23 protein-coding genes are annotated in these 22,985 nt (G+C 61.9%); 16 read left to right on the forward strand and 7 right to left on the reverse strand.

All coding sequences use genetic code 11. The annotated features are described in order from the left end of the window. Positions 1–6: 6 nt before the first annotated feature. The 3 genes from selD to KEM63_RS07045 all read left to right on the forward strand — a co-directional run bounded on the left by selD (position 7) and on the right by KEM63_RS07045 (position 3,138). Complete coding sequence (gene selD / locus KEM63_RS07035) at positions 7–1,044, forward strand: selenide, water dikinase SelD (RefSeq protein ID WP_223655478.1); 1,038 nt, start codon at positions 7–9, stop codon at positions 1,042–1,044. Beyond that, positions 1,044–2,165 (forward strand): tRNA 2-selenouridine(34) synthase MnmH, encoded by a 1,122-nt coding sequence (gene mnmH, locus KEM63_RS07040; RefSeq protein WP_223655479.1) that lies wholly within the window; start codon positions 1,044–1,046, stop codon positions 2,163–2,165. The genes selD and mnmH overlap by 1 nt, the downstream gene beginning before the upstream one ends. 211 nt (positions 2,166–2,376) lie before the next feature. Further along, a complete protein-coding gene (locus KEM63_RS07045; RefSeq protein ID WP_223655480.1) occupies positions 2,377–3,138 on the forward strand; it encodes an SDR family oxidoreductase in 762 nt (253 codons plus the stop codon). Positions 3,139–3,406: 268 nt separating this feature from the next. Here KEM63_RS07045 and KEM63_RS07050 read toward each other — a convergent pair whose 3' ends face one another. Next, positions 3,407–3,979: a Smr/MutS family protein gene (locus KEM63_RS07050; protein WP_223655481.1), complete on the reverse strand. Its 573-nt coding sequence runs from the start codon at positions 3,977–3,979 to the stop codon at positions 3,407–3,409. Between the two features lie 101 nt (positions 3,980–4,080). Here KEM63_RS07050 and prmB point away from each other — a divergent pair, with 101 nt between their 5' ends. Beyond that, on the forward strand, positions 4,081–4,980 hold the full coding sequence (gene prmB / locus KEM63_RS07055; protein ID WP_223655482.1) for a 50S ribosomal protein L3 N(5)-glutamine methyltransferase: 900 nt from the start codon (positions 4,081–4,083) through the stop codon (positions 4,978–4,980). Here the strand turns inward: prmB and KEM63_RS07060 are convergent. Both KEM63_RS07060 and KEM63_RS07065 read right to left on the reverse strand, forming a co-directional pair. After that, positions 4,977–5,735 carry a hypothetical protein gene (locus tag KEM63_RS07060; protein ID WP_223655483.1) on the reverse strand — a complete coding sequence of 253 codons (759 nt, stop codon included), beginning with the start codon at positions 5,733–5,735 and terminating at the stop codon, positions 4,977–4,979. The genes prmB and KEM63_RS07060 overlap by 4 nt on opposite strands. 53 nt (positions 5,736–5,788) lie before the next feature. Further along, on the reverse strand, positions 5,789–6,559 hold the full coding sequence (locus KEM63_RS07065; protein ID WP_223655484.1) for a TSUP family transporter: 771 nt from the start codon (positions 6,557–6,559) through the stop codon (positions 5,789–5,791). A 116-nt stretch (positions 6,560–6,675) separates the two neighbouring features. Here KEM63_RS07065 and aroC point away from each other — a divergent pair, with 116 nt between their 5' ends. From aroC to KEM63_RS07095, 6 genes are all read left to right on the forward strand, one after another. Next, positions 6,676–7,767, forward strand: a complete 1,092-nt coding sequence (aroC, locus tag KEM63_RS07070) for a chorismate synthase (protein ID WP_223655485.1) — start codon at positions 6,676–6,678, stop codon at positions 7,765–7,767. A 173-nt stretch (positions 7,768–7,940) separates the two neighbouring features. Further along, positions 7,941–9,089, forward strand: coding sequence for an MFS transporter (locus tag KEM63_RS07075; RefSeq protein ID WP_223655486.1), 1,149 nt, complete (start codon positions 7,941–7,943; stop codon positions 9,087–9,089). Positions 9,090–9,159: 70 nt separating this feature from the next. Continuing rightward, entirely contained in the window at positions 9,160–9,693 is a 534-nt protein-coding gene (locus KEM63_RS07080; RefSeq protein ID WP_223655487.1) for a hypothetical protein, read from the forward strand. 108 nt (positions 9,694–9,801) lie between these two features. Beyond that, on the forward strand, positions 9,802–9,993 hold the full coding sequence (locus KEM63_RS07085) for a PLDc N-terminal domain-containing protein (RefSeq protein WP_223655488.1): 192 nt from the start codon (positions 9,802–9,804) through the stop codon (positions 9,991–9,993). A 4-nt stretch (positions 9,994–9,997) separates the two neighbouring features. Beyond that, positions 9,998–10,759 carry an SDR family oxidoreductase gene (locus KEM63_RS07090; protein ID WP_223655489.1) on the forward strand — a complete coding sequence of 254 codons (762 nt, stop codon included), beginning with the start codon at positions 9,998–10,000 and terminating at the stop codon, positions 10,757–10,759. Positions 10,760–10,761: 2 nt separating this feature from the next. Further along, positions 10,762–11,319 carry a histidine phosphatase family protein gene (locus tag KEM63_RS07095; RefSeq protein ID WP_223655490.1) on the forward strand — a complete coding sequence of 186 codons (558 nt, stop codon included), beginning with the start codon at positions 10,762–10,764 and terminating at the stop codon, positions 11,317–11,319. A gap of 3 nt (positions 11,320–11,322) precedes the next feature. On the opposite strand, the gene KEM63_RS07100 is transcribed toward KEM63_RS07095, so the two are convergent. Continuing rightward, a complete protein-coding gene (locus KEM63_RS07100; protein WP_223655491.1) occupies positions 11,323–12,096 on the reverse strand; it encodes a ferredoxin--NADP reductase in 774 nt (257 codons plus the stop codon). Positions 12,097–12,196: 100 nt separating this feature from the next. On the opposite strand from KEM63_RS07100, the gene KEM63_RS07105 reads away from it, so the two are divergent. Next, on the forward strand, positions 12,197–13,093 hold the full coding sequence (locus KEM63_RS07105; RefSeq protein WP_223655492.1) for a LysR family transcriptional regulator: 897 nt from the start codon (positions 12,197–12,199) through the stop codon (positions 13,091–13,093). A gap of 30 nt (positions 13,094–13,123) precedes the next feature. Here KEM63_RS07105 and KEM63_RS07110 read toward each other — a convergent pair whose 3' ends face one another. The 3 genes from KEM63_RS07110 to KEM63_RS07120 all read right to left on the reverse strand — a co-directional run bounded on the left by KEM63_RS07110 (position 13,124) and on the right by KEM63_RS07120 (position 17,256). After that, positions 13,124–13,660 carry a glycine zipper 2TM domain-containing protein gene (locus KEM63_RS07110; protein ID WP_223655493.1) on the reverse strand — a complete coding sequence of 179 codons (537 nt, stop codon included), beginning with the start codon at positions 13,658–13,660 and terminating at the stop codon, positions 13,124–13,126. A 124-nt stretch (positions 13,661–13,784) separates the two neighbouring features. Then, the gene (locus KEM63_RS07115) at positions 13,785–16,301 is read right to left on the reverse strand and encodes a sensor domain-containing protein (protein WP_223655494.1); all 2,517 of its coding nucleotides are present in this window, start codon (positions 16,299–16,301) and stop codon (positions 13,785–13,787) included. A gap of 85 nt (positions 16,302–16,386) precedes the next feature. Next, the gene (locus KEM63_RS07120) at positions 16,387–17,256 is read right to left on the reverse strand and encodes a LysR family transcriptional regulator (protein ID WP_223655495.1); all 870 of its coding nucleotides are present in this window, start codon (positions 17,254–17,256) and stop codon (positions 16,387–16,389) included. Positions 17,257–17,386: 130 nt separating this feature from the next. Here KEM63_RS07120 and leuC point away from each other — a divergent pair, with 130 nt between their 5' ends. The 5 genes from leuC to KEM63_RS07145 all read left to right on the forward strand — a co-directional run bounded on the left by leuC (position 17,387) and on the right by KEM63_RS07145 (position 22,901). After that, entirely contained in the window at positions 17,387–18,820 is a 1,434-nt protein-coding gene (leuC, locus tag KEM63_RS07125; protein WP_223655496.1) for a 3-isopropylmalate dehydratase large subunit, read from the forward strand. Further along, a complete protein-coding gene (gene leuD, locus KEM63_RS07130) occupies positions 18,817–19,464 on the forward strand; it encodes a 3-isopropylmalate dehydratase small subunit (protein ID WP_223655497.1) in 648 nt (215 codons plus the stop codon). Before leuC ends, leuD begins: the two co-directional genes overlap by 4 nt. 57 nt (positions 19,465–19,521) lie before the next feature. Next, on the forward strand, positions 19,522–20,601 hold the full coding sequence (gene leuB / locus KEM63_RS07135; protein ID WP_223655498.1) for a 3-isopropylmalate dehydrogenase: 1,080 nt from the start codon (positions 19,522–19,524) through the stop codon (positions 20,599–20,601). Positions 20,602–20,681: 80 nt separating this feature from the next. Continuing rightward, positions 20,682–21,794, forward strand: coding sequence for an aspartate-semialdehyde dehydrogenase (gene asd, locus KEM63_RS07140; protein ID WP_223655499.1), 1,113 nt, complete (start codon positions 20,682–20,684; stop codon positions 21,792–21,794). Between the two features lie 90 nt (positions 21,795–21,884). Further along, positions 21,885–22,901: an aspartate-semialdehyde dehydrogenase gene (locus KEM63_RS07145; protein ID WP_223655500.1), complete on the forward strand. Its 1,017-nt coding sequence runs from the start codon at positions 21,885–21,887 to the stop codon at positions 22,899–22,901. Positions 22,902–22,985 lie beyond the last annotated feature (84 nt).

The raw sequence follows: 22,985 nt of genomic DNA on the forward strand, positions 1-22,985 counted from the left end.
AGCGCCATGACACAGCAGATCCGACTCACCGAATACAGCCATGGCGCCGGGTGCGGCTGCAAGATCGCGCCGAGAGTGCTCGACGAGATCCTTGCGGTCGGGCAGCCGGGGCCGGCGTTTGCCAACCTCTGGGTCGGCAATGACAGCCGCGATGATGCTGCCGTCTTCGGTCTGGATAACGACCAGGGAATCATCAGCACCACCGACTTTTTCATGCCGATCGTCGATGATGCCTTCGACTTCGGCCGCATCGCCGCGACCAATGCCATCAGCGACATCTACGCAATGGGCGGTTCGCCGCTGATGGCGATCGCCATCCTCGGTTGGCCCGTAAACCTGCTGCCTCCCGCGCTGGCCGGTGAAGTGGTGGCTGGCGCCCGTTCGGTATGTACCGAGGCCGGCATGCCTCTGGCGGGTGGGCATTCGATCGATGCACCCGAGCCGATCTTCGGTCTGGCCGTGACCGGTGTGGTACGCCGCCCTCATCTCAAGCGCAACGACACGGCCCGGCCCGGGGCGCGCCTGTATCTGACCAAGCCGCTGGGCATTGGTATTCTGACCACCGCCGAAAAGCAGAAGAAGCTGCGCGCGGACGACATCGGCGTCGCCCGTGATCTGATGTGTCAGCTCAACCGTATCGGCGCCCGATTCGCCACGCTCGAGGGCGTGCAGGCGATGACCGATGTGACTGGGTTCGGTCTGCTCGGGCATCTGGTCGAGATGGCCGAAGGGTCCGGCGTCAAGGCGCGCATCGAGTACGCCCGGGTGCCCCGTCTGGCCAGTGCCGAACACTATCTGGCCGAGGGCTGCGTGCCGGGTGGAACCGGTCGAAACTTCGCCAGTTACGGCCACAAGGTGGCGGAGCTTGCCCAAGGGTGGCGCAACCTGCTGTGTGATCCACAAACCAGCGGTGGCCTGCTGGTGGCAGTTGATCCTGTCGCAGAGGCGCAGTTTCTTGACCTTGCGAGCGCGGAAGGCCTGCGGCTCGAAGCCATCGGCGAGTGCCTCCCCTCCGATGGCGGTGCCTGGGTCGAGGTGGTCTGATGCGCGGCAACACGGAGGACTTCCGTCAGCTTTTCCTGTCCGGCACGCCGTTGATGGATGTGCGTGCGCCCATCGAGTTCGCCAAGGGCGCGTTCCCCAATGCGCAGAACCGGCCATTGATGAACGATGGCGAGCGGCAGAAGGTAGGTATCTGCTACAAGGAGCAGGGCCAGCAGGCGGCAATTGATCTGGGCAACACGCTGGTGCGCGGCAAGATCAAGCAACAGCGCATCGATCAGTGGCGCGCATTCGCCGAAGCCAACCCGAACGGCTATCTCTATTGTTTCCGTGGCGGCCTGCGCTCGCAGATCGTGCAGCAATGGCTTGCGGAAGCGGGCGTGGAGTACCCGCGGGTGGTCGGCGGCTACAAGGCGATGCGACGTTTTCTGATCGATACACTTGATCATGCGGTAGCCGAGTGCCCCCTCACGCTGGTGGCGGGCCTGACGGGCACCGGCAAGACCGAAGTCATTGCGGCGCTCGACCACAGCCTGGATCTCGAGGGGCATGCTCACCACCGTGGCTCGAGTTTTGGTCGCCACGCCACGCCGCAGCCGGGGCAGATCGATTTCGAGAACCGTCTGGCGATCGAGGCCCTGCACGTGCTCGAAGCAGGCCACCGCTCCCTGGTACTCGAGGATGAAGGGCGGATAGTCGGCAGCTGCTCGGTTCCGGTCGAACTGTTCCGCACAATGCAGGCGGCGCCCCTGGTGTGGCTCGATGACAGTTTTGATAACCGCGTCAGCCGTATCCTGGGTGACTATGTTATCGACATGCAGGCCGAGTTCGACGAGCTGTATCCTGAGGAGCCGGACAGAGCGTTCGCTGCCCTCTCCGAGCATCTGCTGGGTAGTCTGCTGCGCATTCGCAAACGCCTTGGCGGAGAACGTCATCAGCAGCTGGAGGCGCTTATGCAGGCTGCGCTCGACGTGCACCAGCGGACCGGCGACGAGCAGGAACACCGCGCCTGGATTGCCGCGCTGCTGGAGCATTATTACGACCCGATGTACGCCTATCAGCGATCCGGCAAGGAGGAGCGCGTTGTATTCAGCGGTACCCAGGATGAGGTGATCGATTATCTGCGGGCCCAGCGCCCGGCTCAGTCCGGACCTGGCGTCTGACAGGGCGGCCGATATCGTGCCTGCGTGGCAAAGCCGTTCCTGCGGGACCGGCGGTTGACGTGGCACCCTCATGAGCAGCGGCGGTGACTGATATCAAGCGCACGGATATAGCGTGAACACTCGCAAGAATCTGGTCGGTTTCTGACGAATCCTCTCGTATGATCTTCGCATTTGCCGACGTTCGTCGGCAGCGCATGGGGGAGACTGCGAAGTGAGCAAGCAATTCCAAGACAAGGTTGTGCTGGTGACGGGTGCCGCAGCGGGCATCGGCGAGGCCACGGCACGCGCATTCGCCGCCGCCGGTGCGAAAGTGGTGCTGTCGGACGTCAGTGTCGACGTGGGCGAGGTGGTCGCGTCAGCGATTCGTGCCGACGGCGGCGAAGCGCTGTTCGTCGCCTGCGATGTGATCGACGGCAAGCAGGTTGCAGCGTTGATGGAAGCGGTCATTGCTCGCTACGGTCGGCTTGATTGTGCGTTCAACAACGCAGGTGTCGAGTACGAAAAGGGCAAGCTCGCCGAAGGCACTGAAGAAGAATTCGATGGCATCATGGGCGTCAACGTGAAAGGCGTGTGGCAGTGCATGCGACACGAGATACCCCTGATGCTCAAGCAGGGTGGGGGAGCCATCGTGAACACGGCGTCCGTGGCCGCATTGGGTGCTGCACCAAAGATGAGTATCTACAGCGCAAGCAAGCACGCCGTCCTCGGCCTGACCCGCTCGGCAGCCGTTGAATACGGCAGAAAGAACATCCGGGTCAACGCGGTGTGTCCAGCAGTCATCGACACCGACATGTTCCGCCGCGCTGCGGCTCTCGATCCACGCAAGGCCGAGTTCGCCGCTGCCATGCATCCGGTCGGTCGGATCGGCACGGCCGAGGAAATCGCCGCCGCAGTGCTCTACCTGTGTTCGGACGGCGCCGCATTTACCACCGGCATCGCGCTTCCCGTCGACGGCGGCGCCACCTGCGTCTGAACAGCAGATGCAAGCTTCAAGTGGCAAGCTGCAAGCGCAACGGCAGCGGTAAGCCTCAAGCAGCAAGCTTCAAGCAAAAACCAAAGCAGGCTCGCGTCAAGCTCAGGCTTTCAGCCCGAGCGCCGAGCCCTGGCTTCCAGCCATAAGCCTCCAGCCTCAAGCCTGAACCCAAATCTCAACCTTGTAGCTAGTAGCTAGTAGCTAGTAGCTAGTAGCTAGTAGCTCGACGCTTGCCGCTTGCCGCTCATGACTAGCCGCTCGCGAGCGGTTAGTCATCCCTCCCTTCGAGCATGGTCCGCTTGAGCAGTACATAGACCGAGCCGGTGCCGCCGTGGCGGGGGATACAGGATGTGAATCCGAGGACCTGGACGTGTTGGCGGAGCCAGGTATTGACGTGGCTCTTGAGAATCGGTTTGCGGCCATCCTTGCGCAGCGCCTTGCCATGGGTGACCCGAACGCAGCGAACTTCCATCCTCGCGGCCTCGGCGAGAAACGCCCACAACAACTCGCGGGCCCGTTCTACGGTCATGCCGTGCAGGTCGATACTGCCCTCGAAGGGAATCTGCCCGGTCTTGAGTTTCTTCAACTGTGATTCCTGGACGCCATTGGCGGCCCAGCTGAGCGCTTCTTCCGGGTGTACGTCGATCACGAACTGATCCGACAGGCCATCGACCTTGATGCCCTGCTGATCACGCGTGGCGCGTGCCTGGAGCGTTCTGACCAGTGTGCGGTCCGTACGCGGCTTGCCGACATCAGCCCGATCGGTGGAGATGCGCTTGACGCCCTGGGTGGCTTGCCGAAACAGCTCCAGCTCGTCCGGTTCGTTGCTGTCCTGGGTCATGGTGCGCGACTGTATCGATAAGTGGGGTGTTCAAGTTTACCAGTAGTGCCGTAGTGGAGCGATGCGGTTAGAATGCGCTTTTCTCCGACCCGGGCCCGAGCATGTTCGAAACAGCCGCACTCAAGACCATTAGAGACCTGGTGCGCTGGGGCGTCAGTCGATTTCATCAGGCCGGGGTCTATTTCGGGCATGGTACCGATAACGCCTGGGATGAGTCCCGCCTGCTGGTGCTCGAGGCCCTGTACCTCCCCTGGGAAACACCACAGGACTATCTCGACTGCCATGTCACCGATGATGAGCGCGATGCGGTGCTCAGCCTGTTGCAGCGCAGGGTCGATGAACGCATCCCTGCGGCCTATCTGACCGGCCACGCGCGCTTCGCGGGGCTTGATTTCATAGTCGACGAACGCGTGCTGGTGCCGCGGTCACCCATCGCCGAGCTTATCGAGAACCGTTTCGAACCCTGGCTGGAGCGGGATCCGCTGACCATCCTCGACCTGTGTACCGGCAGCGGCTGTATCGGCATCGCATGCGCCTATGCGTTCCCCGAAGCTGACGTTGTGCTGGCCGACCTGTCCGGCGATGCACTGGCCGTTGCCGAGCTGAACATCGATGCCCATGGTCTGCAGGACCGGGTTGAGGCGCGCTGGTCAGACGGCTTGAGCGGGATGGCCGGCGAGCGCTTCGACCTGATCGTCAGCAATCCGCCCTATGTCGACGCTGAAGACATGCGCGACCTGCCCGATGAGTACCTGCACGAGCCCGAGATCGGTCTGGCCTGCGGTGAAGACGGCCTCGATCTGGTACGGCGGATGCTGGCCGAGGCAGCCGATCACCTGACTGAAGATGGTCTGCTGGTTGTCGAGGTAGGTAACAGCATGGTTCATGTCATGGCCGAATGGCCTGAAGTGGACTTCGAGTGGGTCAAGTTCGAACGGGGCGGGCATGGCGTGTTCGTCCTGTCAGCGGAGCAGTGCCGCCACTACCAGGATCTCTTCTAACGCAGCACCACCCAGAGCAGCAGCAACGCCTGGAAGATTGCCAGGGTGATCAGGCAGCCTATGGCGAAACGGCTGCCCATATCGGTTCGGCGAAGCTGTTCGATCTGCGCCTTGAGGGTGTTGTTGCTCGCCTGTGTTTTCAGTGTTTCGCTCTCCTGCTCCCGCAGACGCCGCAGCAGATCAGCCATTTCCAGAAGCTCCACCCGCTGCATGTCCCAGCTGCTGACCAGGTCGCCCGCTCGACCAACCTGTGCCCGGACTTTGCCGCCATCCAGTGGCTGGATATCGAAACCGGCGCGCCTGAACAGTTTGTCGCGCGCTTCCGCGGTGTCCGTACCCTCCGCCCCAGGCAGCAGGATCGGGGTTACGATGTACTCCGGACAGGTACGATGGCACCAGTCCACACTATGCGCGAGCATGAAGCCGCCGAGGCCCCGCCGCGGCGGCACTATTTGCAGATTGGACGGGCCAAAGCGCAGCCGCTGGGTGCCGTGGTCGACCAGAACCTCGATTCGATTGCCTTCGGATACAGTCGCCTCGCCCTCGGTTAGTGCTTCCAGGCGCAGCAGCTCGAGCTTGCCGGCTTTCTGATTGGTCACCGCGATGCGCACCAGGCGCTCGGAATGAATCAGTTGTCGGGCCTTGTAGACCGGCCGCAGGAGCACCCAGAGGTAATCTGTAGGTTGCGCGCGTGCGAACGGATCCCGCGGCGGGGTTATTTGCACAGTGTCGATGACGGTCGGTTCGCTGCTCATGGTTGCACCTTTGGCTACCCGCTTTGTATCGGCTTCGCCGGCGAATACTTGACTCAGATCCAGCCGCTGATCGCTGTCCAGGCCAGACGCAGCGCGAGCAGGGTGAGCAGCACGTTGAATATCCGCGCAAAGCGTTGGTCGCTGACATGAGTCAACAATCGCAGTCCGGCCCAGGTGCCAACGGCGCCTGCCACAATCATCATCACCATCAGGCCCAGCCAGTCCCGGAATACGAAGCCTGCTGCACCGTATACCAGCGCTTTCGGAGCATGCTGCAGGCTCATCGCGGCGGCGAAGGTGGCCACCGTGCTGAAACGCTCGCCGCCTTGCTGTTGCTTGACAAAGGCCGCTACCAGCGGCCCGGTTGCTCCGACGAACAGGCTGATGAACGTGGTCATGATCGAGGCGAGGAGGGTACCGACTCGCCCGGTCGCCAGTCTTGGAATAGGCGGACCCCAGCACAGCAGCAGGATGAATAGTGCGATCGCCAACTGAACGACCGCCAGTGGCAGCTCCACCAGCAACAGACTGCCCAGGGCCGCGCCGATGACGACGCCGGGCGCGAACCAGGCAATGACCCGAAGATTGATGTGGCGGACGGTCATCAGGGCGCGATTGGCGTTCGAGCCCAGCTGCACCACGCCATGCACCGGGATAATCGCCGCCGGCGGCATGATCAGTGCCATGATCGCCAGCAGCAGAACCCCACCGCCGATCCCCAGGGACGCCGTGACGGCCGACGTGCATCCCGCGGCGATGACCAGTATCCAGGCGGCAGCGAGGTCCAGCCCGGGAGGCATGACAACTTCCAGCATGGCTTCCATTCAAGAATTCGCCCGGGCCGAAAAGCCAAGCGTAGCGTCGGGACTTCGTGCTGTCACCCATGCAGGCGTGACGCTATACTGCTCGCCTTTCGATAAGCAGACATCGGGTTCGAAGCATGTCCGGGAATACCATTGGCACTCTGTTCACCGTTACCACCGCCGGCGAAAGTCACGGTCCGGCCCTGGTTGCCATCGTCGACGGGTGCCCACCCGGCCTCGAGCTCAGTGCCGATGATCTGCAGCGCGATCTGGATCGGCGCAAGCCGGGTACCAGCCGCCATACCACCCAGCGTCAGGAGCCGGATGAGGTGGAAATTCTCTCCGGCGTATTCGAAGGCCGCACGACCGGAAGCCCCATCGGTCTGCTGATACGCAATACCGACCAGAAGTCCAAGGATTACTCGGCGATCAAGGATCTGTTCCGTCCGGCGCATGCCGATTACACCTACCACCACAAGTACGGTATCCGTGATTACCGCGGCGGTGGGCGCTCTTCTGCACGCGAGACAGCCATGCGCGTCGCCGCGGGTGCCATCGCCCGCAAGTATCTGGCTGCTCAGGGCATACAGGTGCGCGGTTATATGAGTCAGCTTGGACCCATCGACATCCCGTTCCGCAGCTGGGAAGGCGTGCAAGACAACGCGTTTTTCTGTGCCGACCCCAGCAAGGTCCCCGAGCTTGAGGCCTACATGGACCAGTTGCGTCGCGACCAGGACTCGGTCGGCGCGCGAATCACTGTCGTTGCCGATGGCGTCCCGCCGGGCCTCGGTGAGCCGATCTTTGACCGGCTCGATGCTGAACTGGCCTACGCGCTGATGAGCATCAATGCCGTCAAGGGGGTCGAGATCGGCGCCGGGTTCGCCTCGGTCGCTCAACGCGGTACCGAGCATCGCGATGAGCTGACGCCCGCCGGTTTCACCAGTAACAACGCTGGCGGGGTGCTGGGCGGCATCTCATCGGGGCAGCCGATTGTCGCGCATATCGCGCTGAAGCCGACCTCGAGCATCACCACCCCGGGCCGCTCGATCGATGTGCATGGCCAGCCGGTGGAAGTGATCACCAAGGGTCGCCACGACCCGTGCGTGGGTATCCGCGCCACGCCGATCGCCGAAGCGATGATGGCCCTGGTGCTGATGGATCATCTGTTGCGACACCGCGGGCAAAACGCGGACGTGCGGGTCGATACGCCGGTGCTCGGGCAGCTCTGATCCGCCCTGGGCTGAGGGCTGGCGGCTAAGCGGCTGAAGGCTGGAAGGCTGGAAGGTCTCGCCTTACTGAACGTTGTAGTTGTGAATGGCGACGCGACGTACGCGACTCCAGCTTCAGGCCTTCAGCCTTCAGCGTTGCGCCTCCAGCCTCCAGCCAAGCGAAGCTATCCCACATGCCCCCCATCCCTCACGTCCGCCTCTCGAGTTTCTATTTCGCCTACTTTGCGTTGCTGGGCGGGGTAGCGCCGTTCCTGTCGCTGTATTTCCACCATCTGGGGTTCTCACCGGCGCGTATCGGCGAGCTGGTCGCCATTCCAATGCTGATGCGCTGCCTGGCGCCGAATCTGTGGGGATGGCTGGGCGATCGTACCGGGCAGCGCCTGCTGATCGTGCGGCTGGGCGCGTTGTGTACAGCAGTTGCCTTCAGCGGCATCTTTCTGCGTCAGGATTATCTATGGCTGGCGATGATCATGGCTCTGCACAGTTTCTTCTGGCACGCCGTACTGCCCCAGTTCGAGGCAATCACGCTGTCACACCTCGGCGATAAGGGCTCTCGCTATGCACGGATTCGCCTGTGGGGTTCGGTAGGGTTCATCGCGACGGTAGCGCTGCTGGGCATGGCACTGGAATGGTCGACACTGGATGTCTACCCGGCGGTGATGTTCGGCATCATGCTGGCAATCTTCTGTTGCAGCCTGGTCGTCCCTGCGCCACCGACCCTTCGCCCGCGAGCCGGTGGCGAGGCCGCCAGCGGCTTCCTGCAGCAGCTGCGCCGGCCTGGCGTCATCGCCTTTTTCGTATCGGTAGCACTGATGCAGCTGTCGCATGGCCCGTACTACACCTTCCTGACGCTGCATCTGGAGGCCCTTGGCTACGGACGAACATTGATCGGCTTTCTATGGGCGCTGGGAGTGATCGCCGAAATCGTGCTCTTCCTGTTCATGGCCCGGGTGCTGGCCGCGGCGTCACTCAAACAGCTGCTCGTCGCCAGTTTTGCATTGGCTGCGTTACGCTGGTTGCTGATCGGATCCCTCGCCTCCAGCCTGCCCGTATTGCTGCTGGCGCAGCTGATGCACGCTGCCACCTTTGGCGCCTTCCATGTGGCGTCCATCCACTTTGTGCAGCGCAGCTTCGATGAGCGGCTGCAGGGGCAGGGTCAGGCGTTGTATGCCACCCTCGCGGGCATCGGTGGCGCGCTAGGTGCGCTGTACTCCGGGTATGCCTGGCATGATCTTGGTGCCCTCTGGACTTTCACAATCGCGAGCCTCGCTGCGGCGACGGCTGCCCTGCTGCTGTGGCGCCAGCTGCCTGCTCGCCCATAAGACCATCGCAGCGTGCCCGGGGCCGACGCTGGCACCTATACTGCACGGACGTTTTTCAGAAGGCCTCGCCATGTTCCTAGCCGTTTTTCATGTTGATGACCTGCAGTGTCCGGTCAAGGTGCTCACCCATCTGGACGATATCAACGCGGCGCTAGGAGGCGCCGATATTCACTGTGCTGACGATGGCGCTATGCGGGGGCTGGATCGGGCCGTCCTCGAGGATGATGCGCAGTTGCTGGATGCGGCAGCCCGGGTTCTGCCTGGTGGGCATGCGTGCTGCGATGTGCTGCGCATGGAGGGGCCTCCCGGTTACGCCGTTGCGTCCGATGCACGGGCAGAGCCGGAGGCACTGGCCGGCGGTCCGGTCGTCTGGCATGTCATCCGTGGCGGCGGACAGCTGGTGATGCGCATAGGCGATACGCTTGCCGTAGTCGAGTGCGGCCCGGGTGAGGCCGTGGGCCTCGCCGCAGGTACACGGCACTGGTTTCGACCGGCTGCCGGTCAGCGCTGCATCATTCTGCGCACGGCCCCCGTTGCGGCAGCGCTCGAACGGTGTCCGAGCGGAAGCGACCTGGCGGCGCGCTTCCCCGGGTTCGGGTTGTGATTGGCCTGTCCGAACGATCCTGTTTCGCTGCAGTCGGAAAACATGAGACCCAAGCGGCTTCCGATAGCCGCAACGGGACAAGTCATGTGTCGACCATAGGGGATTCTTATGGACTTAGGTATAGGCGGGGGCCTTATTGGCCTGATCATCCTGGCGCTGGACATCTGGGCGATCATCAATGTTATCGGAAGTGGCTCCAGCACCGGTTCGAAGGTGCTTTGGGTACTGCTGATCCTTCTGCTTCCGGTCGTCGGTCTGATCATCTGGGCTATCGCCGGACCGCGAAGCGCAAGGGCCTAGGGCCGTGGCCGATCACGGTCTTCGAGTCGCTCTGGTAACGGGTGCGGCGCGCGGTATCGGCCATGGCATTGCTGCCGACCTGCTGGCTCGAGGTTGGTCGGTGGCGCTTGCCGACATCGACGCGGACGAGGGCCGTCGCGCCCTCGACGCGCTGGCCGGCACCGGTGAAGCAATGTTTGTCGAGATCGACATCTCCGACGAGGCAAGCGTTGTACAGGGTATCGATGCGGTGCGCGCCAGGTTCGGACGGCTCGACGCCCTGGTCAATAATGCCGGCATAGCCGACCCCGACAATGGGCCATTGGAGCGACTCTCGCTCGCCGAATGGAACCGGCGTCTGGGCACCAACCTGACCGGTGCGTTTCTGATGACCAAGCACAGCGTTCCGATGCTGCGCGAGTCGCATGGCAGTATTGTCAACATGGCGTCGACGCGGGCGGCACAGTCAGAGCCGAACACCGAAGCGTACGCTTCGAGCAAGGGCGCCCTGGTCGCGTTCACGCACGCGACGGCGGTCAGCCTCGGCCCGGATGTACGCGTCAATGCGGTCAGTCCCGGCTGGATCGACACCCGCGGTGAGGCCGAGCGGCAACAGGAGCCACTGCGACCGATTGATCACGCGCAGCACGCAGCAGGGCGAGTAGGCCGCCCGGCGGATGTGGCAGCGCTGGTCGCTTACCTTGTGGGCGATGAAAGCGGCTTCGTTACCGGGCAGAACTTCACCATCGACGGCGGCATCAGCCGTCAGATGATCTACGCGGAGTAGCCATGGTTGCCTGGCGCGGTGGGGTGGGCGCTGCAGTGCTTTTGGCCTGCCTCGCAGCGCATGCTGACCCGTTGGCCAATCTGCAGGCAGACCGGGCTTTCCTGCTGATGCGACACGCTCATGCGCCGGGTATTGGCGACCCGGAGCACTTTAAGCTCCGAGACTGCGATACCCAGCGCAATCTTGATGAGCAAGGCCGGAACGAGGCGCGTGCCTGGGGCCGAAAGCTTCGCAGTGTCCCACTGGCAGGGTCGATCCAGCTCTACTCGAGCCGCTGGTGTCGTGCGCTGGACACGGCAACGGGCATGGATCTGGGTCCGGTTGTGGAAGTGCCGGCGCTAGATTCGTTCTTCAGCGAGCGTGGGCGGTCGGAGCAGGCGACACACGAGCTCAAATCCTTCGTCGACGAGTTACCTGAAGGCCAACTGGCGGTGCTGGTCACCCATCAGGTGAACATCACCGCGCTGACCGGTATCGTCCCGGCTTCAGGAGAGGCGCTGCTCATCGCCTTGCCGCTGACCGACCCGCCGGACATCCTCGCTCGCATCCCGCCGCCCTGAGCCTTATTTTTCGACGAACGCCCGCTCGATCACGTAGTGCCCCTGGTCACCGTGTCGGGCTTCCTTGAACCCCTGAGCATCGAGGATCGCGCACGTATCCTTGAGCATGCTCGGGCTGCCGCAGAGCATGAAACGGTCATGTTCGAGGTCCAGCGGCGGCAGACCGATGTCCTGATAAAGCTTGCCGCTGTTCATCAGGTCCGTCAGGCGCCCCTGATTGCGAAATGGCTCGCGGGTGACGGTAGGGTAGTAAATCAACTTCTCGCGCACCTGATCACCAAAAAACTCATGGTTGGGCAGCTCTTCGGTGATCAACTTTTCATAGGCCAGTTCACGCACGTATCGACATCCGTGGGTGAGGATGACCTTGTCGTACTGCTCGTACGTCTCCGGGTCCTGGATGATACTGATAAACGGGGCTAGCCCGGTGCCCGTGCTCAGCAGGTACAGATTGCGGCCGGGCAGCAAATGGTCGAGTACCAAGGTACCGGTGGGCTTGCGACTCAGCATGATCTGATCGCCGGGCTGGATGTTCTGGAGGCGCGAGGTGAGTGGGCCGTCGGGCACCTTGATGCTGAAAAACTCCAGCGTATCCTCGTAGTTCGGACTGGCGATACTGTACGCCCGCATCAACGGTCGGCCTTCGACCTCCAGGCCAATCATGATGAAGTGACCGTTCTTGAAACGGAAAGCAGGGTCGCGCGTCGTGGTAAAGCTGAACAGCGTATCCGTCCAATGATGGACGCTCAGGACGCGCTCGTTGTTGAATCCGGACATTGCAGGCTCTCATGCTCGTTTGCGATGGCGACAAGTCTAAGCTTTGGTAACATATCGGTTAAGCGAGTTATTTTCATAACCGTTAACGGAAAAACCGATAATGAAATTCACCCTCCGGCAACTTGATGTTTTTCTGGCCACCGCCTATCACGAGAATCTCACGCGCGCTGCCGAAAGTCTGGCCATGTCTCAGTCTGCAGCGAGCAGTGCGCTGCGCGATCTGGAACGACAGTTCGACGTACAGCTGTTCGACCGGGTCGGCAAGCGTCTGCAGCTCAACGAGTTGGGACAGACCATTCGGCCGCGGGCCCAGAGTCTCGTTGATCAGGCGCGCAGCCTGGAAACCGCGCTGGCGCAACATGAGGATGTGGGTCACCTGAAGGTGGGCGCTACGCTCAGTATCGGCAACTATCTGGCGGTGGAGATCATGGCTCGGTATATGGTCGACCAGCCCGGTTCCCGCGTTGAACTCGAGGTGGCCAATACCGCGACCATTGCCAGGAAGGTGGCGAACTTCGAGCTGGACATCGGCTTGATCGAGGGCGAGGTGCATCATCCGGAGCTCAACATGCAGCACTGGCGTGATGATGAGCTAGTGGTTTTCTGCGCGCCGGATCATCCCTGGGCCGGAAAACCGTGGCTGACGGACGCCGAGCTGCTCGATGCAGACTGGATTGTCCGCGAGCCGGGATCCGGGACACGACAGCATTTCGAATGGGCCATGCACGGCCTGTTGCCGGAGCTCACCATCAAGCTGGAGCTGCAGCATACCGAGGCGATCAAGCGAGCGGTGGAGGCGGGACTGGGGATCGGTTGTCTGTCGGCGATCACGCTTGGCGATGCGTTTCGCCGAGGCAGCCTGGTGCCCCTGCCTGTGCCGCACCGGGACTTCCATCGCGCGTTCTATTTCGTCCTGCAGAAGAGCAAGTTTCGTAGCGCCGGGATTGAACGCTGGATCGAGCTCTGTCGTGAAGTGATGCCGGTGGCGGGAGAATAAGGTGCCTGCCGGGGCAGGCACCTTGCAGGCTTACTGAAGATTCAGTGCCAGCTGGCCATTCTGAAGGGGGATGCGCTCGCCTGGATGACTGTCCATGCGAACGGTGCCAGTTTCTTCGCCGATGCGATAATCCACCTGGTACCCAACGATCTTGTCGTTGATGTCGTAGACGGTTTCGCAGCGCTGTTCCGTAGTGGTGTAGGTGCTGTTGGCCTGGAGTTGCTCCTGGGCCTTGTTGCCTGCGTAACCACCCGCAGCAGCACCAGCCACGGTGGCAACCTTCTTGCCGTTACCGCCGCCGACCTGATTGCCCAGTACGCCACCAATCACTGCTCCTGCGACGGTGCCGATCACCTGGTGCTGGTCCTTGACCGGCTTCTGACGCGTGACGGTGACGTCACGGCAGACCTGGCGTGGGGTTTTTTCCTGTTCCTTGATCTCCGCGACCCTGGTGACGTCAGCATGGGTCGGGGTCTTGTTTGCCATCGCGCTGTAGCCGGCAATGGCGCCGCCGGCTGTGGCGACGACAGCGCCGAGCACGATACCTGACAGCATTGACTTGTTCATCGTGTTGCTCCGATAGGTTGATGCCTGACGGGATTCAATTCCCGCCGCGCCGAGTTTGCCACGCGGACGCGTCCCCCGTCTCGCTTGACGAACGTTATGTGAACTCTGTCGCAGTAAACGGAGCTCAGCTTTTCCGAAGCAGCTCGACGAAATCCGCTTCGCTGAGCGGTGCGCTGAACAGATAGCCCTGGTAACAGTGGCAGGCGACACCACGCAGGAAGCTCAATTGCTCTTCGGTTTCCACCCCTTCGGCAATCATGTCCAGTTTCAGGCTACGGGCGATGGCGACGATTGCCCGGATGATTTCCGCGTCATTGCCGTTGCTGGCACAATCCCGCACGAACGACTGGTCGATTTTCAGCAGGTCGAGCGGGAGCCGCTTGAGATAGGACAGAGACGAGTAGCCGGTGCCGAAGTCATCGATGGCGAAACTGACGCCCAGCCGACGGAGCTCCTGCATCTTTTCCACGGTGTCGCTGATGTTCTCGATGACCACGCTTTCGGTGATTTCCAGCTTGATGCATCCGGCCGGCAGGGCGTGCGAGCCGATGCTCTCGCGCACCAGATCGACGAATCCGGTCTGGCGGAACTGGCGTGGGCTGATGTTGACGCTCAGACTGAAATGATCGAAGCCGACCAGCCCGGCTTCGCCTAGCCGTGAGAAAAAACGGCAGGCCTCTGCCAACACCCAGCGACCGGTCTCGATGATCATGCCGCTTTCTTCCAGAACCTTGATGAAGCTGCCGGGCCCGATCAGGCCCTGCTCGGGATGGTCCCAGCGCAGCAGCGCTTCGGCCCCTATGATCCGACGCGACAGGCTGTCGAACTGCGGCTGGTAGTGCACCTTGAACTCGCTGCGTGCCAGAGCGCGACGCAATTCGTTTTCGATGACCAGCCGGTTGCTGGCCGTGACCTGCATGGACTGTTCGAAGAAGGCCACCCCGTTGCGCCCGCTTTCCTTGACCCGATAGAGCGCGATATCCGCTCGCTTGAGCAGGTCATCGGGGCTCTCGCCGTGATCGGGTATCAGCGCCACGCCGATACTGGTGCTCAACTGAAGGCTATGGCCCTCAATGAGCATGGGTTCGGACAGTACCGACCGCAGCTTTTCTGCCGTGGTCTGGACGCCCTCGACAAAGGCATCATCGTTTGCCTCGAGCCCGCTCAGCAGGACCACGAATTCGTCGCCGCCGAGGCGTGCGACTGTGTCCTCGCGACGCACGTGCTCTGCCAGCCGTCTGGTGACCTCCTGCAGTACCGCGTCGCCGCAGGAGTGACCCAGCGAGTCATTGATGTGCTTGAAATGGTCGAGATCGAAAAACAGCAACGCCCCTTTGAGCTGATGCCGGTCGTACAGCGCAATATGCTGTTCCAGCCGGTCCTTCAGCAGCGCGCGGTTGGGCAGATCGGTGAGGGCATCGTGATAGGCGAGGTGCTTCACCCGCGCCTCGATCGCCTTGCGTTCGGTTACATCACGAAAGCCGAACAGAACGCAGCGCTGCCGGTTGATCGTCAGAAGGGAGCTGGACACCTCGCATACGTGAACCTTGCGCTCGGCATCGCACAGCTCCATGAGTTCGTTGCTCAGCGATTCTCCGGTGGCCAGCACGCCGTGAATTCGTTCGGCCAGAGCCGTCTTCGGCCATAGCGCGATCTCGCCCAGCGTGCGTCCGATGATCTGCTCGGGTTGGTAGCCGAACACGTCGGCGAAGCTTCGATTGATCTCGATGAAAACATGGGTCCGGGTATTGAGCAGCGCGTAGGGGTCGGGCGAGCCCTGAAACAGTGAGGCGAACTTGTTTTCGCTGTCGATCAATGCCTGCTCGCTGCGCCGACGCTCGGTGATGTCCACCAGCGTACCGACCATGCCCAGGGGTTTGCCGCTGGCGCTGCGATTGAGCGTGGCCATGGCTTCCAGCCAGCGAGGCTCGCCGGTGCGCCGCTGCAGGCGGTAGGTCAGGCGATAGCGCTGTTGCCCGCCGCGGCAGATGGCGACGAAGGCCTTGCGCATGGCCTTGCGGTCGCTTGGAGCGGTGTCCGCCATGAAGGTGCCAAGCGCGCCTTCCCAATCCGCTCCGCTGAAGCCGTGCAGTCTGGCCGCACGGGCTGAGGCGTGCAGTTTTCCGTCCGAGAGATCGAGCTCCCAGATGCCCATCTGGGACGCGTCCAGCGCCAGGCGCAGACGCTCCTGACTCTGCTCGAGCGCCGTGTCGGATTGAGACAGAGGCGGCAGGCCGGGGCCGACCACGCTGCCGGCATGCCCCCGGATGGTATACAGCCGAGCGTCGATGCCGCCCACTTCAAGATACTCGACTGACACCAGCGCGGGTTTGATGGTGCCGTCCCGGCTACGCAGCAGCATCTCCAGCGGCTCTTGAGTAGCGTTCTCCACGTTGGCTGCGTGCAGGCGCCGACGCTGCTGCCGATCGCTCCACATCGGGAAGTCGCGCTCCGGCTGGCCAATGATCGACTCCGGACGCCAACCCAAACGCAGGTGAAAGGCGCGGTTCAGGTCAATGATGCGGCCGCTGTTGTGATCGACCAGCATGCAGGCCATGGGCAGCCGGTGAAAAAGCAGCCGAAATGCCTCGTCCTGATAAAACGCATTATCGGCCATGAATGCGCCCGGCGTGTGGACCATAGACCGTCCTCTAATTCAGCTGTCCCGCAGTTCAACATAGTCGGCGGGGTTTGAAGCGACAAGGCGCACCGCGCCTGAGTACGCGTCAGCCGTCGGTTTGCAGCATCTCCACCATCGCACGGCCCGCATTGGACAGGGTGCGACCGCTGTGCCAGATACAACCGAGTTGACGACTGATGTCACCGTTGGCGACGGTAAGTGGCGTGACCTGTTCATCCACCATGGTGCGGGGCAGTACGCTCCAGGCCAGGCCGATCGAGACCATCATCTTGATGGTTTCCAGATAGTTGGTGGTCATGCTGATCTGCGGAACCACCTCCTCACGCTGGAACAGCCGGCTGACGACGCGGTGGGTGAAGGTACTAGGCCCGGGAAATACGGCGGGAAATCGCCCCAGTTCGCTCAACGTCACCGAACCGTAGTCGGCCAGGGGGTGCTCGGGGGATACGACAAAGTCGAGAGGATCGTCCCAGATGTGTCTGGCCACGATGGGCTCGTCCAGCGTGGGAGCCAAGGTGATCACCGCCAGCTCGATTTCTCCATGCAGGACCTGATCGTAGGCGACCTCCGAATCCAGAAAACGTATGTCCAGCGCCACGTCGGGATACCGGGACGTGAATTGTCTGAGCACTGGCGGGAGACGATGCAGCCCGATGTGGTGGCTGGTGCCGAGCACCAGCCGGCCTTCAACCTTGCTCGACAGATTGCTCAGCGCCCGACGGGTATCCTCGAGTGTCTGCAGAACCTGGCCCGCGCGGGGCAGCAACGCTCGTCCGGCTTCGGTGAGCGAGATGTGCCGGCCGATGCGATCGAACAGTCGCGCGCCGAGTTGGTGCTCAAGCGTGGCGATCCGCTTGCTCACCGCCGGTTGGGTCAGGTGCAGCATGTCCGCGGCCTGGGAGAACGAGCCGGACTTGGCGACAGCGAGGAACGCGGTAAGGTTGGCGGTATCCATAAATTCCTCTAAGGAATACTTTCCATGAATAATATGAATTTGTTTTATTCGATACCAGCTCTTACCATCGCTTCCTGATGATTCAGGGCCAATTCGAGCCTTGAACGAGCAGCCTGATCTGGAGCGCCACATGTCCGCCAAAACACTTTACGACAAGCTTTGGGATAGCCATCTGGTGAAGCAGCGCGACGATGGGTCGGCACTGCTCTACATCGATCGGCATCTCTTGCATGAAGTGACCTCGCCACAGGCTTTCGAGGGCCTGCGCCTCGCTGGCCGCAAGCCATGGCGAATCGACGCCAACCTGGCGACGCCAGATCACAACGTGCCGACCACCAACCGCGCGGCGGGTGTATCCGGTATCGATGATCTGGTTTCCAAGCTGCAGGTCACCACACTCGATGACAATTGCCGCGACTTCGGCATTCTCGAATTCCAGATGACCGACCGCCGCCAGGGCATCGTCCATGTGGTCGGGCCGGAGCAGGGCGCGACGCTGCCGGGAATGACCATCGTCTGCGGCGATTCGCACACAGCCACGCACGGTGCCTTTGCTGCGTTGGCGCATGGCATCGGCACCTCCGAGGTCGAGCATGTGCTGGCTACGCAGTGCCTGGTCGCCAAGAAAATGAAGAACATGCTGGTCAAGGTCGACGGCAAGCTCGGCTTCGGCGTGACCGCCAAGGACGTCGTGCTGGCGGTCATCGGAAAGATCGGAACGGCTGGCGGCAACGGGCATGCGATCGAGTTCGCCGGCTCGGCGATCCGTGACCTGTCGATGGAAGGCCGTATGACCATCTGCAACATGGCCATCGAGGCCGGGGCGCGCGTCGGTCTGGTGGCCTGTGATAGCAAGACCGTCGAGTACGTCAAGGGTCGCCCGTATTCGCCTGTCGGTGAGGACTGGGAGCGCGCGGTTGACGTATGGAAGGGGCTGGTCTCCGATGCCGATGCGCACTTCGATACTGTGGTCGAGCTCGCCGCCGAAGACATCAAGCCGCAAGTGTCCTGGGGTACGTCCCCGGAAATGGTCGTGGCTGTTGACGCCGCCGTGCCGAATCCTGTCGATGAAGCCGACGCGGTAAAGCGTAACGGTTACGAACGGGCGCTGAAGTACATGGGGCTCGAGGCCAATCAGCCGATCACATCAATCAGGCTTGATCGTGTGTTCATCGGCTCCTGTACCAACTCGCGCATCGAAGATCTGCGTGCTGCAGCGGCGGTGGCCAAGGGTCGGCACGTTGCCCCCTCGGTCAAGCAGGCGATGGTTGTACCCGGTTCGGGTCTGGTGAAGGAGCAGGCTGAGCGAGAGGGCCTGGATATCATCTTCAAGGCGGCCGGCTTCGAGTGGCGCGATCCGGGCTGTTCGATGTGCCTGGCGATGAACCCCGATCGGCTGCAGGCAGGCGAACACTGCGCCTCCACCTCCAACCGGAACTTTGAAGGCCGCCAGGGCAACGGCGGACGTACGCACCTGGTCAGTCCGGCCATGGCGGCCGCCGCGGCGATCGCCGGCCACTTCGTCGATGTTCGTGAGATGCTCAAAGAGGAGGCGCACGCATGAAGCCGTTTACCCAGCACACTGGACTGGTCGCGCCGCTCGATCGCGCCAATGTCGACACCGACCAGATCATTCCGAAGCAGTTTCTCAAGTCGATCAAGCGCACCGGTTTCGGTCCGAATCTGTTCGATGAGTGGCGCTATCTGGATGAAGGCTATCCGGGGCAGGACAGCTCCCAACGTCCGCTGAACCCGGATTTCGTGCTCAACCTGCCGCGCTACCAGGGGGCCAGCGTGCTCCTGGCGCGCAAGAATTTCGGCTGCGGCTCCAGCCGCGAGCATGCGCCCTGGGCGCTGGACGAGTACGGCTTTCGTGCGGTACTGGCGCCGAGCTTTGCCGATATCTTTTACAACAACAGCTTCAAGAATGGCCTGTTACCCATTGTTTTGACTGAAGAACAGATGGATGAACTGTTTGCCCAGGCCGAGGCGCAGGAAGGCTATGGGTTAACCATCGACCTGGCCGCCCAGACCGTGACCCGGCCTGACGGGGTGCAGTACACCTTCGAGATCGATGCCTTCCGCAAGCATTGTCTGCTCAATGGTCTGGACGATATTGGCCTGACATTGCAGGACGGCGACGCCATCGCCGCCTTCGAGTCCCGACACAAGGCCAGCCAGCCCTGGCTGTTCGGCGCAATCAAGTAACGACTGGACGCTACGGCTGCAGCGCAGCCGCGGCGCTCAAACTGGAGAATGCATAGAATGACAAAGATACTTGTGCTGCCCGGTGATGGCATCGGCCCGGAAATCATGGCCGAAGCGGTCAAGGTGCTGACGATCGCCAATCACAAGTTCGATCTTGGCGTTGAACTCGAATACGACGATCTCGGTGGGGCAGCGTACGATCGTTACGGCGTTCCACTGGCTGACGAGACGCTGGCACGTGCGCGTGCCGCCGACGCAGTGCTGCTCGGCGCAGTCGGTGGCCCGAAATGGGACACGATCGACCCCGCGCTGCGTCCCGAGCGTGGTCTGCTGAAAATTCGCTCGCAGCTGGAATTGTTCGGCAATTTGCGCCCGGCGATCCTCTATCCGCAGCTGGCCAGCGCTTCGACGCTCAAGCCTGAAGTGGTGTCGGGCCTGGACATTCTCATCGTCCGCGAATTGACCGGGGGCATCTACTTCGGCCAGCCGCGCGAGCGCCGCACCCTCGACAATGGCGAGCGGCACGCCTACGACACATTGCCGTACAGCGAAAGCGAAGTCCGCCGCATCGCCAAGGTCGGCTTTGACATGGCCATGGTGCGCAATCGCAAGCTCTGTTCGGTAGACAAGGCCAATGTACTGGCCTCGAGCCAGTTGTGGCGGGAGGTCGTTGAGGAAGTTGCAAAGGATTACCCCGAGGTCGAGCTATCGCACATGTACGTCGACAACTGCGCCATGCAGCTTGTCCGCGCGCCGAAGCAGTTTGACGTGATCGTCACGGACAACATGTTTGGCGACATCCTGTCCGATCAGGCTTCGATGCTTACCGGATCCATTGGGATGTTGCCGTCCGCGTCGCTGGATCGGAACAACAAGGGCATGTACGAGCCTTGCCATGGCAGTGCGCCGGAAATTGCCGGCCAGGGTGTGGCCAATCCGCTGGCGACGATCCTGTCGGTATCGATGATGCTGCGCTACAGCTTCAATCAGGTGACAGCGGCTGACGCGATTGAAAAGGCGGTCAGTCTGGTGCTCGATCAGGGTCTGCGCACGGGAGACATCCTGTCCGAAGGCTGTCGCCGTGTGGGCACCTCGCAAATGGGTGATGCCGTGGCTTCCGCTCTGGAAACCCTGTAACCTGTACGGCTCTTTGCGCGCCGGGCCTGCTGGCTGGGCGCCGTTGTCTTTGAATTTTTTACCCCACGGGGGTCGCAGTTATGAAAAGAGTAGGTCTGGTTGGCTGGCGTGGCATGGTGGGTTCCGTACTCATGCAGCGCATGCGCGAAGAAGACGATTTTGCCGGCATCGATCCGGTGTTCTTCACCACCTCCAACGTCGGCGGCAAGGGCCCGGACATTGGCAAGGACATCCCCGCGCTGCAGGACGCCTTCGACATCCAATCGCTCAAGCCCATGGACGTGATCATTACCTGCCAGGGCGGCGATTACACCAAGGAAGTCTATCCGAAGCTGCGCGCCGAAGGCTGGAACGGCTACTGGATCGACGCAGCCTCCACGCTGCGCATGGAAGATGATGCGGTGATCATTCTGGATCCGGTCAATCGCCGCAATATCGATCAGGCAATCCGCGACGGAATCCGTACCTATGTAGGTGGCAACTGCACCGTCAGCCTGATGCTGATGGGTCTGGGCGGGCTGTTCGAGCATGGTCTCGTCGAGTGGATGAGCGCGATGACCTACCAGGCCGCCAGCGGCGCCGGCGCTCAGAACATGCGCGAGCTGATCACCCAGATGGGCACCATCAATGCGTCGGTTTCCGAGAAGCTTGCCGACCCGGCCAGCGCCATTCTGGAGATCGATCGTACGGTTGCCGAGACGCTGCGCAGCGATTCCTTTCCATCCGAGCATTTCGGAGTGCCGCTGGCGGGCAGCCTGATTCCCTGGATCGACAAGCAACTGCCCAACGGGCAGAGCCGCGAGGAATGGAAAGCCCAGGCCGAAACCAACAAGATCATTGGTCGCAGCGGTCGCCCGATTCCGGTCGACGGCATCTGTGTACGCATTGGCGCCATGCGCTGCCACAGCCAGGCGCTGACCATCAAGCTGAACAAGGATGTCCCTCTGGCTGACATCGAAGCGATGCTCGAGCAGCACAATCAGTGGTCGAAGGTCGTGGCCAACACCAAGGAAGATACGCTGCGTGACCTCACACCTACATCGGTGACCGGTACGCTCACCGTTCCGGTAGGCCGCCTGCGCAAGTTGAACATGGGTTCGCAGTACCTGTCCGCGTTTACCGTCGGTGATCAGCTGTTGTGGGGTGCCGCCGAGCCGCTGCGCCGGATGTTGCGGATCCTGCAGGAAAGCTGATTCGTAGCAGCGCCGCAGGCCAGGGCATCCCGGGAAACCGGGGTGCCCTTTGCGTTTAAAAAGTCTATAAAACATAGGGTTGGGCTACTAATGTCAGGTAATATCGCAATCGTTGGTGTAACCGGTCTCGAAGGCGAAAGCCTGCTCGACGTGCTCGCAGATGAGGGGTATCCCTTCGCCGCAGTGCATCTGATCGAGCCGACCGATCGGGCTGGCGAGCGTCTGATGCTCAGAGGGCAGAGTCAGCGCGTCGAGGCGCTCGAGTCCTTCGATTTTGCCGGCATCAAGGTTGTGATCTTCCTCGGCGATGCCGAGCAGGCGGCTCACTGGGCCCCTGTCGTCGCAGCGAAGGGATGCGTGGTTGTCGATACCACCGGTGCGCACAGAGGCCAGGCCGATATTCCGGTCATTGTGGCAGACGTCAATTCACAGCAGATCGGCGACTTCGCGGGCCGGCGGATCCTGTCCTGCCCCGATGCGCAGGTGGTTCAGACGGTGACGGCATTGAAGCCGCTGCTCGATGAAGCAGGCTTGCGCTCTGTAACAGTATCCACATACCAGTCGATGTCGACCCACAGTAAGGATGCCCTGGAAGCACTGGCGTTTCAGACCGGCCGCCTGCTCAACGGTCAGCCGGCAGAGAAGGGTGCGTTCGACAAGCAGGCGGCGTTCAATCTCCTGCCCCGTATCGGTGATGTCGACGAGACAGGTGCCGCGGACGCAGAGCGTGCGCTGGCCGAGGACGTACGGCGCGTGTTGAATCTGCCGGAACTGCCCGTCTCAGCGACCTGTGTACTGGTTCCGGTGTTCTTTGGCAGCGCTCAGTCGCTGCAGGCTGTTACCGAGCAAGTGGTGGCACCGAAGCGTCTCGCCGGGCTGCTGCGCAAGGGGATTGGTCTGAAGCTGCTTGACAAACCGGCCGCCGGCGGATATCCCACTCCTGTCAGTGATGCGACGGGCAGTGATCACGTGTGGATAGGGCGTTTACGTCAGGACGCGCTCGACGCGCACAGCGTCAACATGTGGGTGGTCTCCGACAATCTTCGAAAAGGTGTCGTACTTAACAGTCTTGCGGTCGCAGCGCGGTTGATAAAAGACTTTTTGTAATCGATACTTGCTGTGGATTTTGTATCAAGCGGTTTAGGTTGGTACCGGAGCGCTGGAAGCTCGTTGGACTCGCTGAATTGCTGG

This window comes from Halopseudomonas nanhaiensis, from assembly GCF_020025155.1.
GTDB lineage: Bacteria > Pseudomonadota > Gammaproteobacteria > Pseudomonadales > Pseudomonadaceae > Halopseudomonas > Halopseudomonas nanhaiensis.

Bases quoted from the DNA above. Each gene is read 5' to 3' on its own strand.
- KEM63_RS07085 (WP_223655488.1), top strand. From the start codon at position 9,802: ATGGACTTAGGTATAGGCGGGGGCCTTATTGGCCTGATCATCCTGGCG.
- KEM63_RS07065 (WP_223655484.1), bottom strand. From the start codon at position 6,559: ATGGAAGCCATGCTGGAAGTTGTCATGCCTCCCGGGCTGGACCTCGCT.
- selD (WP_223655478.1), top strand. From the start codon at position 7: ATGACACAGCAGATCCGACTCACCGAATACAGCCATGGCGCCGGGTGC.
- KEM63_RS07080 (WP_223655487.1), top strand. From the start codon at position 9,160: ATGTTCCTAGCCGTTTTTCATGTTGATGACCTGCAGTGTCCGGTCAAG.
- KEM63_RS07095 (WP_223655490.1), top strand. From the start codon at position 10,762: ATGGTTGCCTGGCGCGGTGGGGTGGGCGCTGCAGTGCTTTTGGCCTGC.
- leuB (WP_223655498.1), top strand. From the start codon at position 19,522: ATGACAAAGATACTTGTGCTGCCCGGTGATGGCATCGGCCCGGAAATC.
- KEM63_RS07110 (WP_223655493.1), bottom strand. From the start codon at position 13,660: ATGAACAAGTCAATGCTGTCAGGTATCGTGCTCGGCGCTGTCGTCGCC.
- aroC (WP_223655485.1), top strand. From the start codon at position 6,676: ATGTCCGGGAATACCATTGGCACTCTGTTCACCGTTACCACCGCCGGC.
- KEM63_RS07060 (WP_223655483.1), bottom strand. From the start codon at position 5,735: ATGAGCAGCGAACCGACCGTCATCGACACTGTGCAAATAACCCCGCCG.
- KEM63_RS07120 (WP_223655495.1), bottom strand. From the start codon at position 17,256: ATGGATACCGCCAACCTTACCGCGTTCCTCGCTGTCGCCAAGTCCGGC.
- mnmH (WP_223655479.1), top strand. From the start codon at position 1,044: ATGCGCGGCAACACGGAGGACTTCCGTCAGCTTTTCCTGTCCGGCACG.
- KEM63_RS07050 (WP_223655481.1), bottom strand. From the start codon at position 3,979: ATGACCCAGGACAGCAACGAACCGGACGAGCTGGAGCTGTTTCGGCAA.
- KEM63_RS07105 (WP_223655492.1), top strand. From the start codon at position 12,197: ATGAAATTCACCCTCCGGCAACTTGATGTTTTTCTGGCCACCGCCTAT.
- KEM63_RS07100 (WP_223655491.1), bottom strand. From the start codon at position 12,096: ATGTCCGGATTCAACAACGAGCGCGTCCTGAGCGTCCATCATTGGACG.
- KEM63_RS07075 (WP_223655486.1), top strand. From the start codon at position 7,941: ATGCCCCCCATCCCTCACGTCCGCCTCTCGAGTTTCTATTTCGCCTAC.
- KEM63_RS07145 (WP_223655500.1), top strand. From the start codon at position 21,885: ATGTCAGGTAATATCGCAATCGTTGGTGTAACCGGTCTCGAAGGCGAA.
- KEM63_RS07115 (WP_223655494.1), bottom strand. From the start codon at position 16,301: ATGGTCCACACGCCGGGCGCATTCATGGCCGATAATGCGTTTTATCAG.
- asd (WP_223655499.1), top strand. From the start codon at position 20,682: ATGAAAAGAGTAGGTCTGGTTGGCTGGCGTGGCATGGTGGGTTCCGTA.
- leuD (WP_223655497.1), top strand. From the start codon at position 18,817: ATGAAGCCGTTTACCCAGCACACTGGACTGGTCGCGCCGCTCGATCGC.
- prmB (WP_223655482.1), top strand. From the start codon at position 4,081: ATGTTCGAAACAGCCGCACTCAAGACCATTAGAGACCTGGTGCGCTGG.
- leuC (WP_223655496.1), top strand. From the start codon at position 17,387: ATGTCCGCCAAAACACTTTACGACAAGCTTTGGGATAGCCATCTGGTG.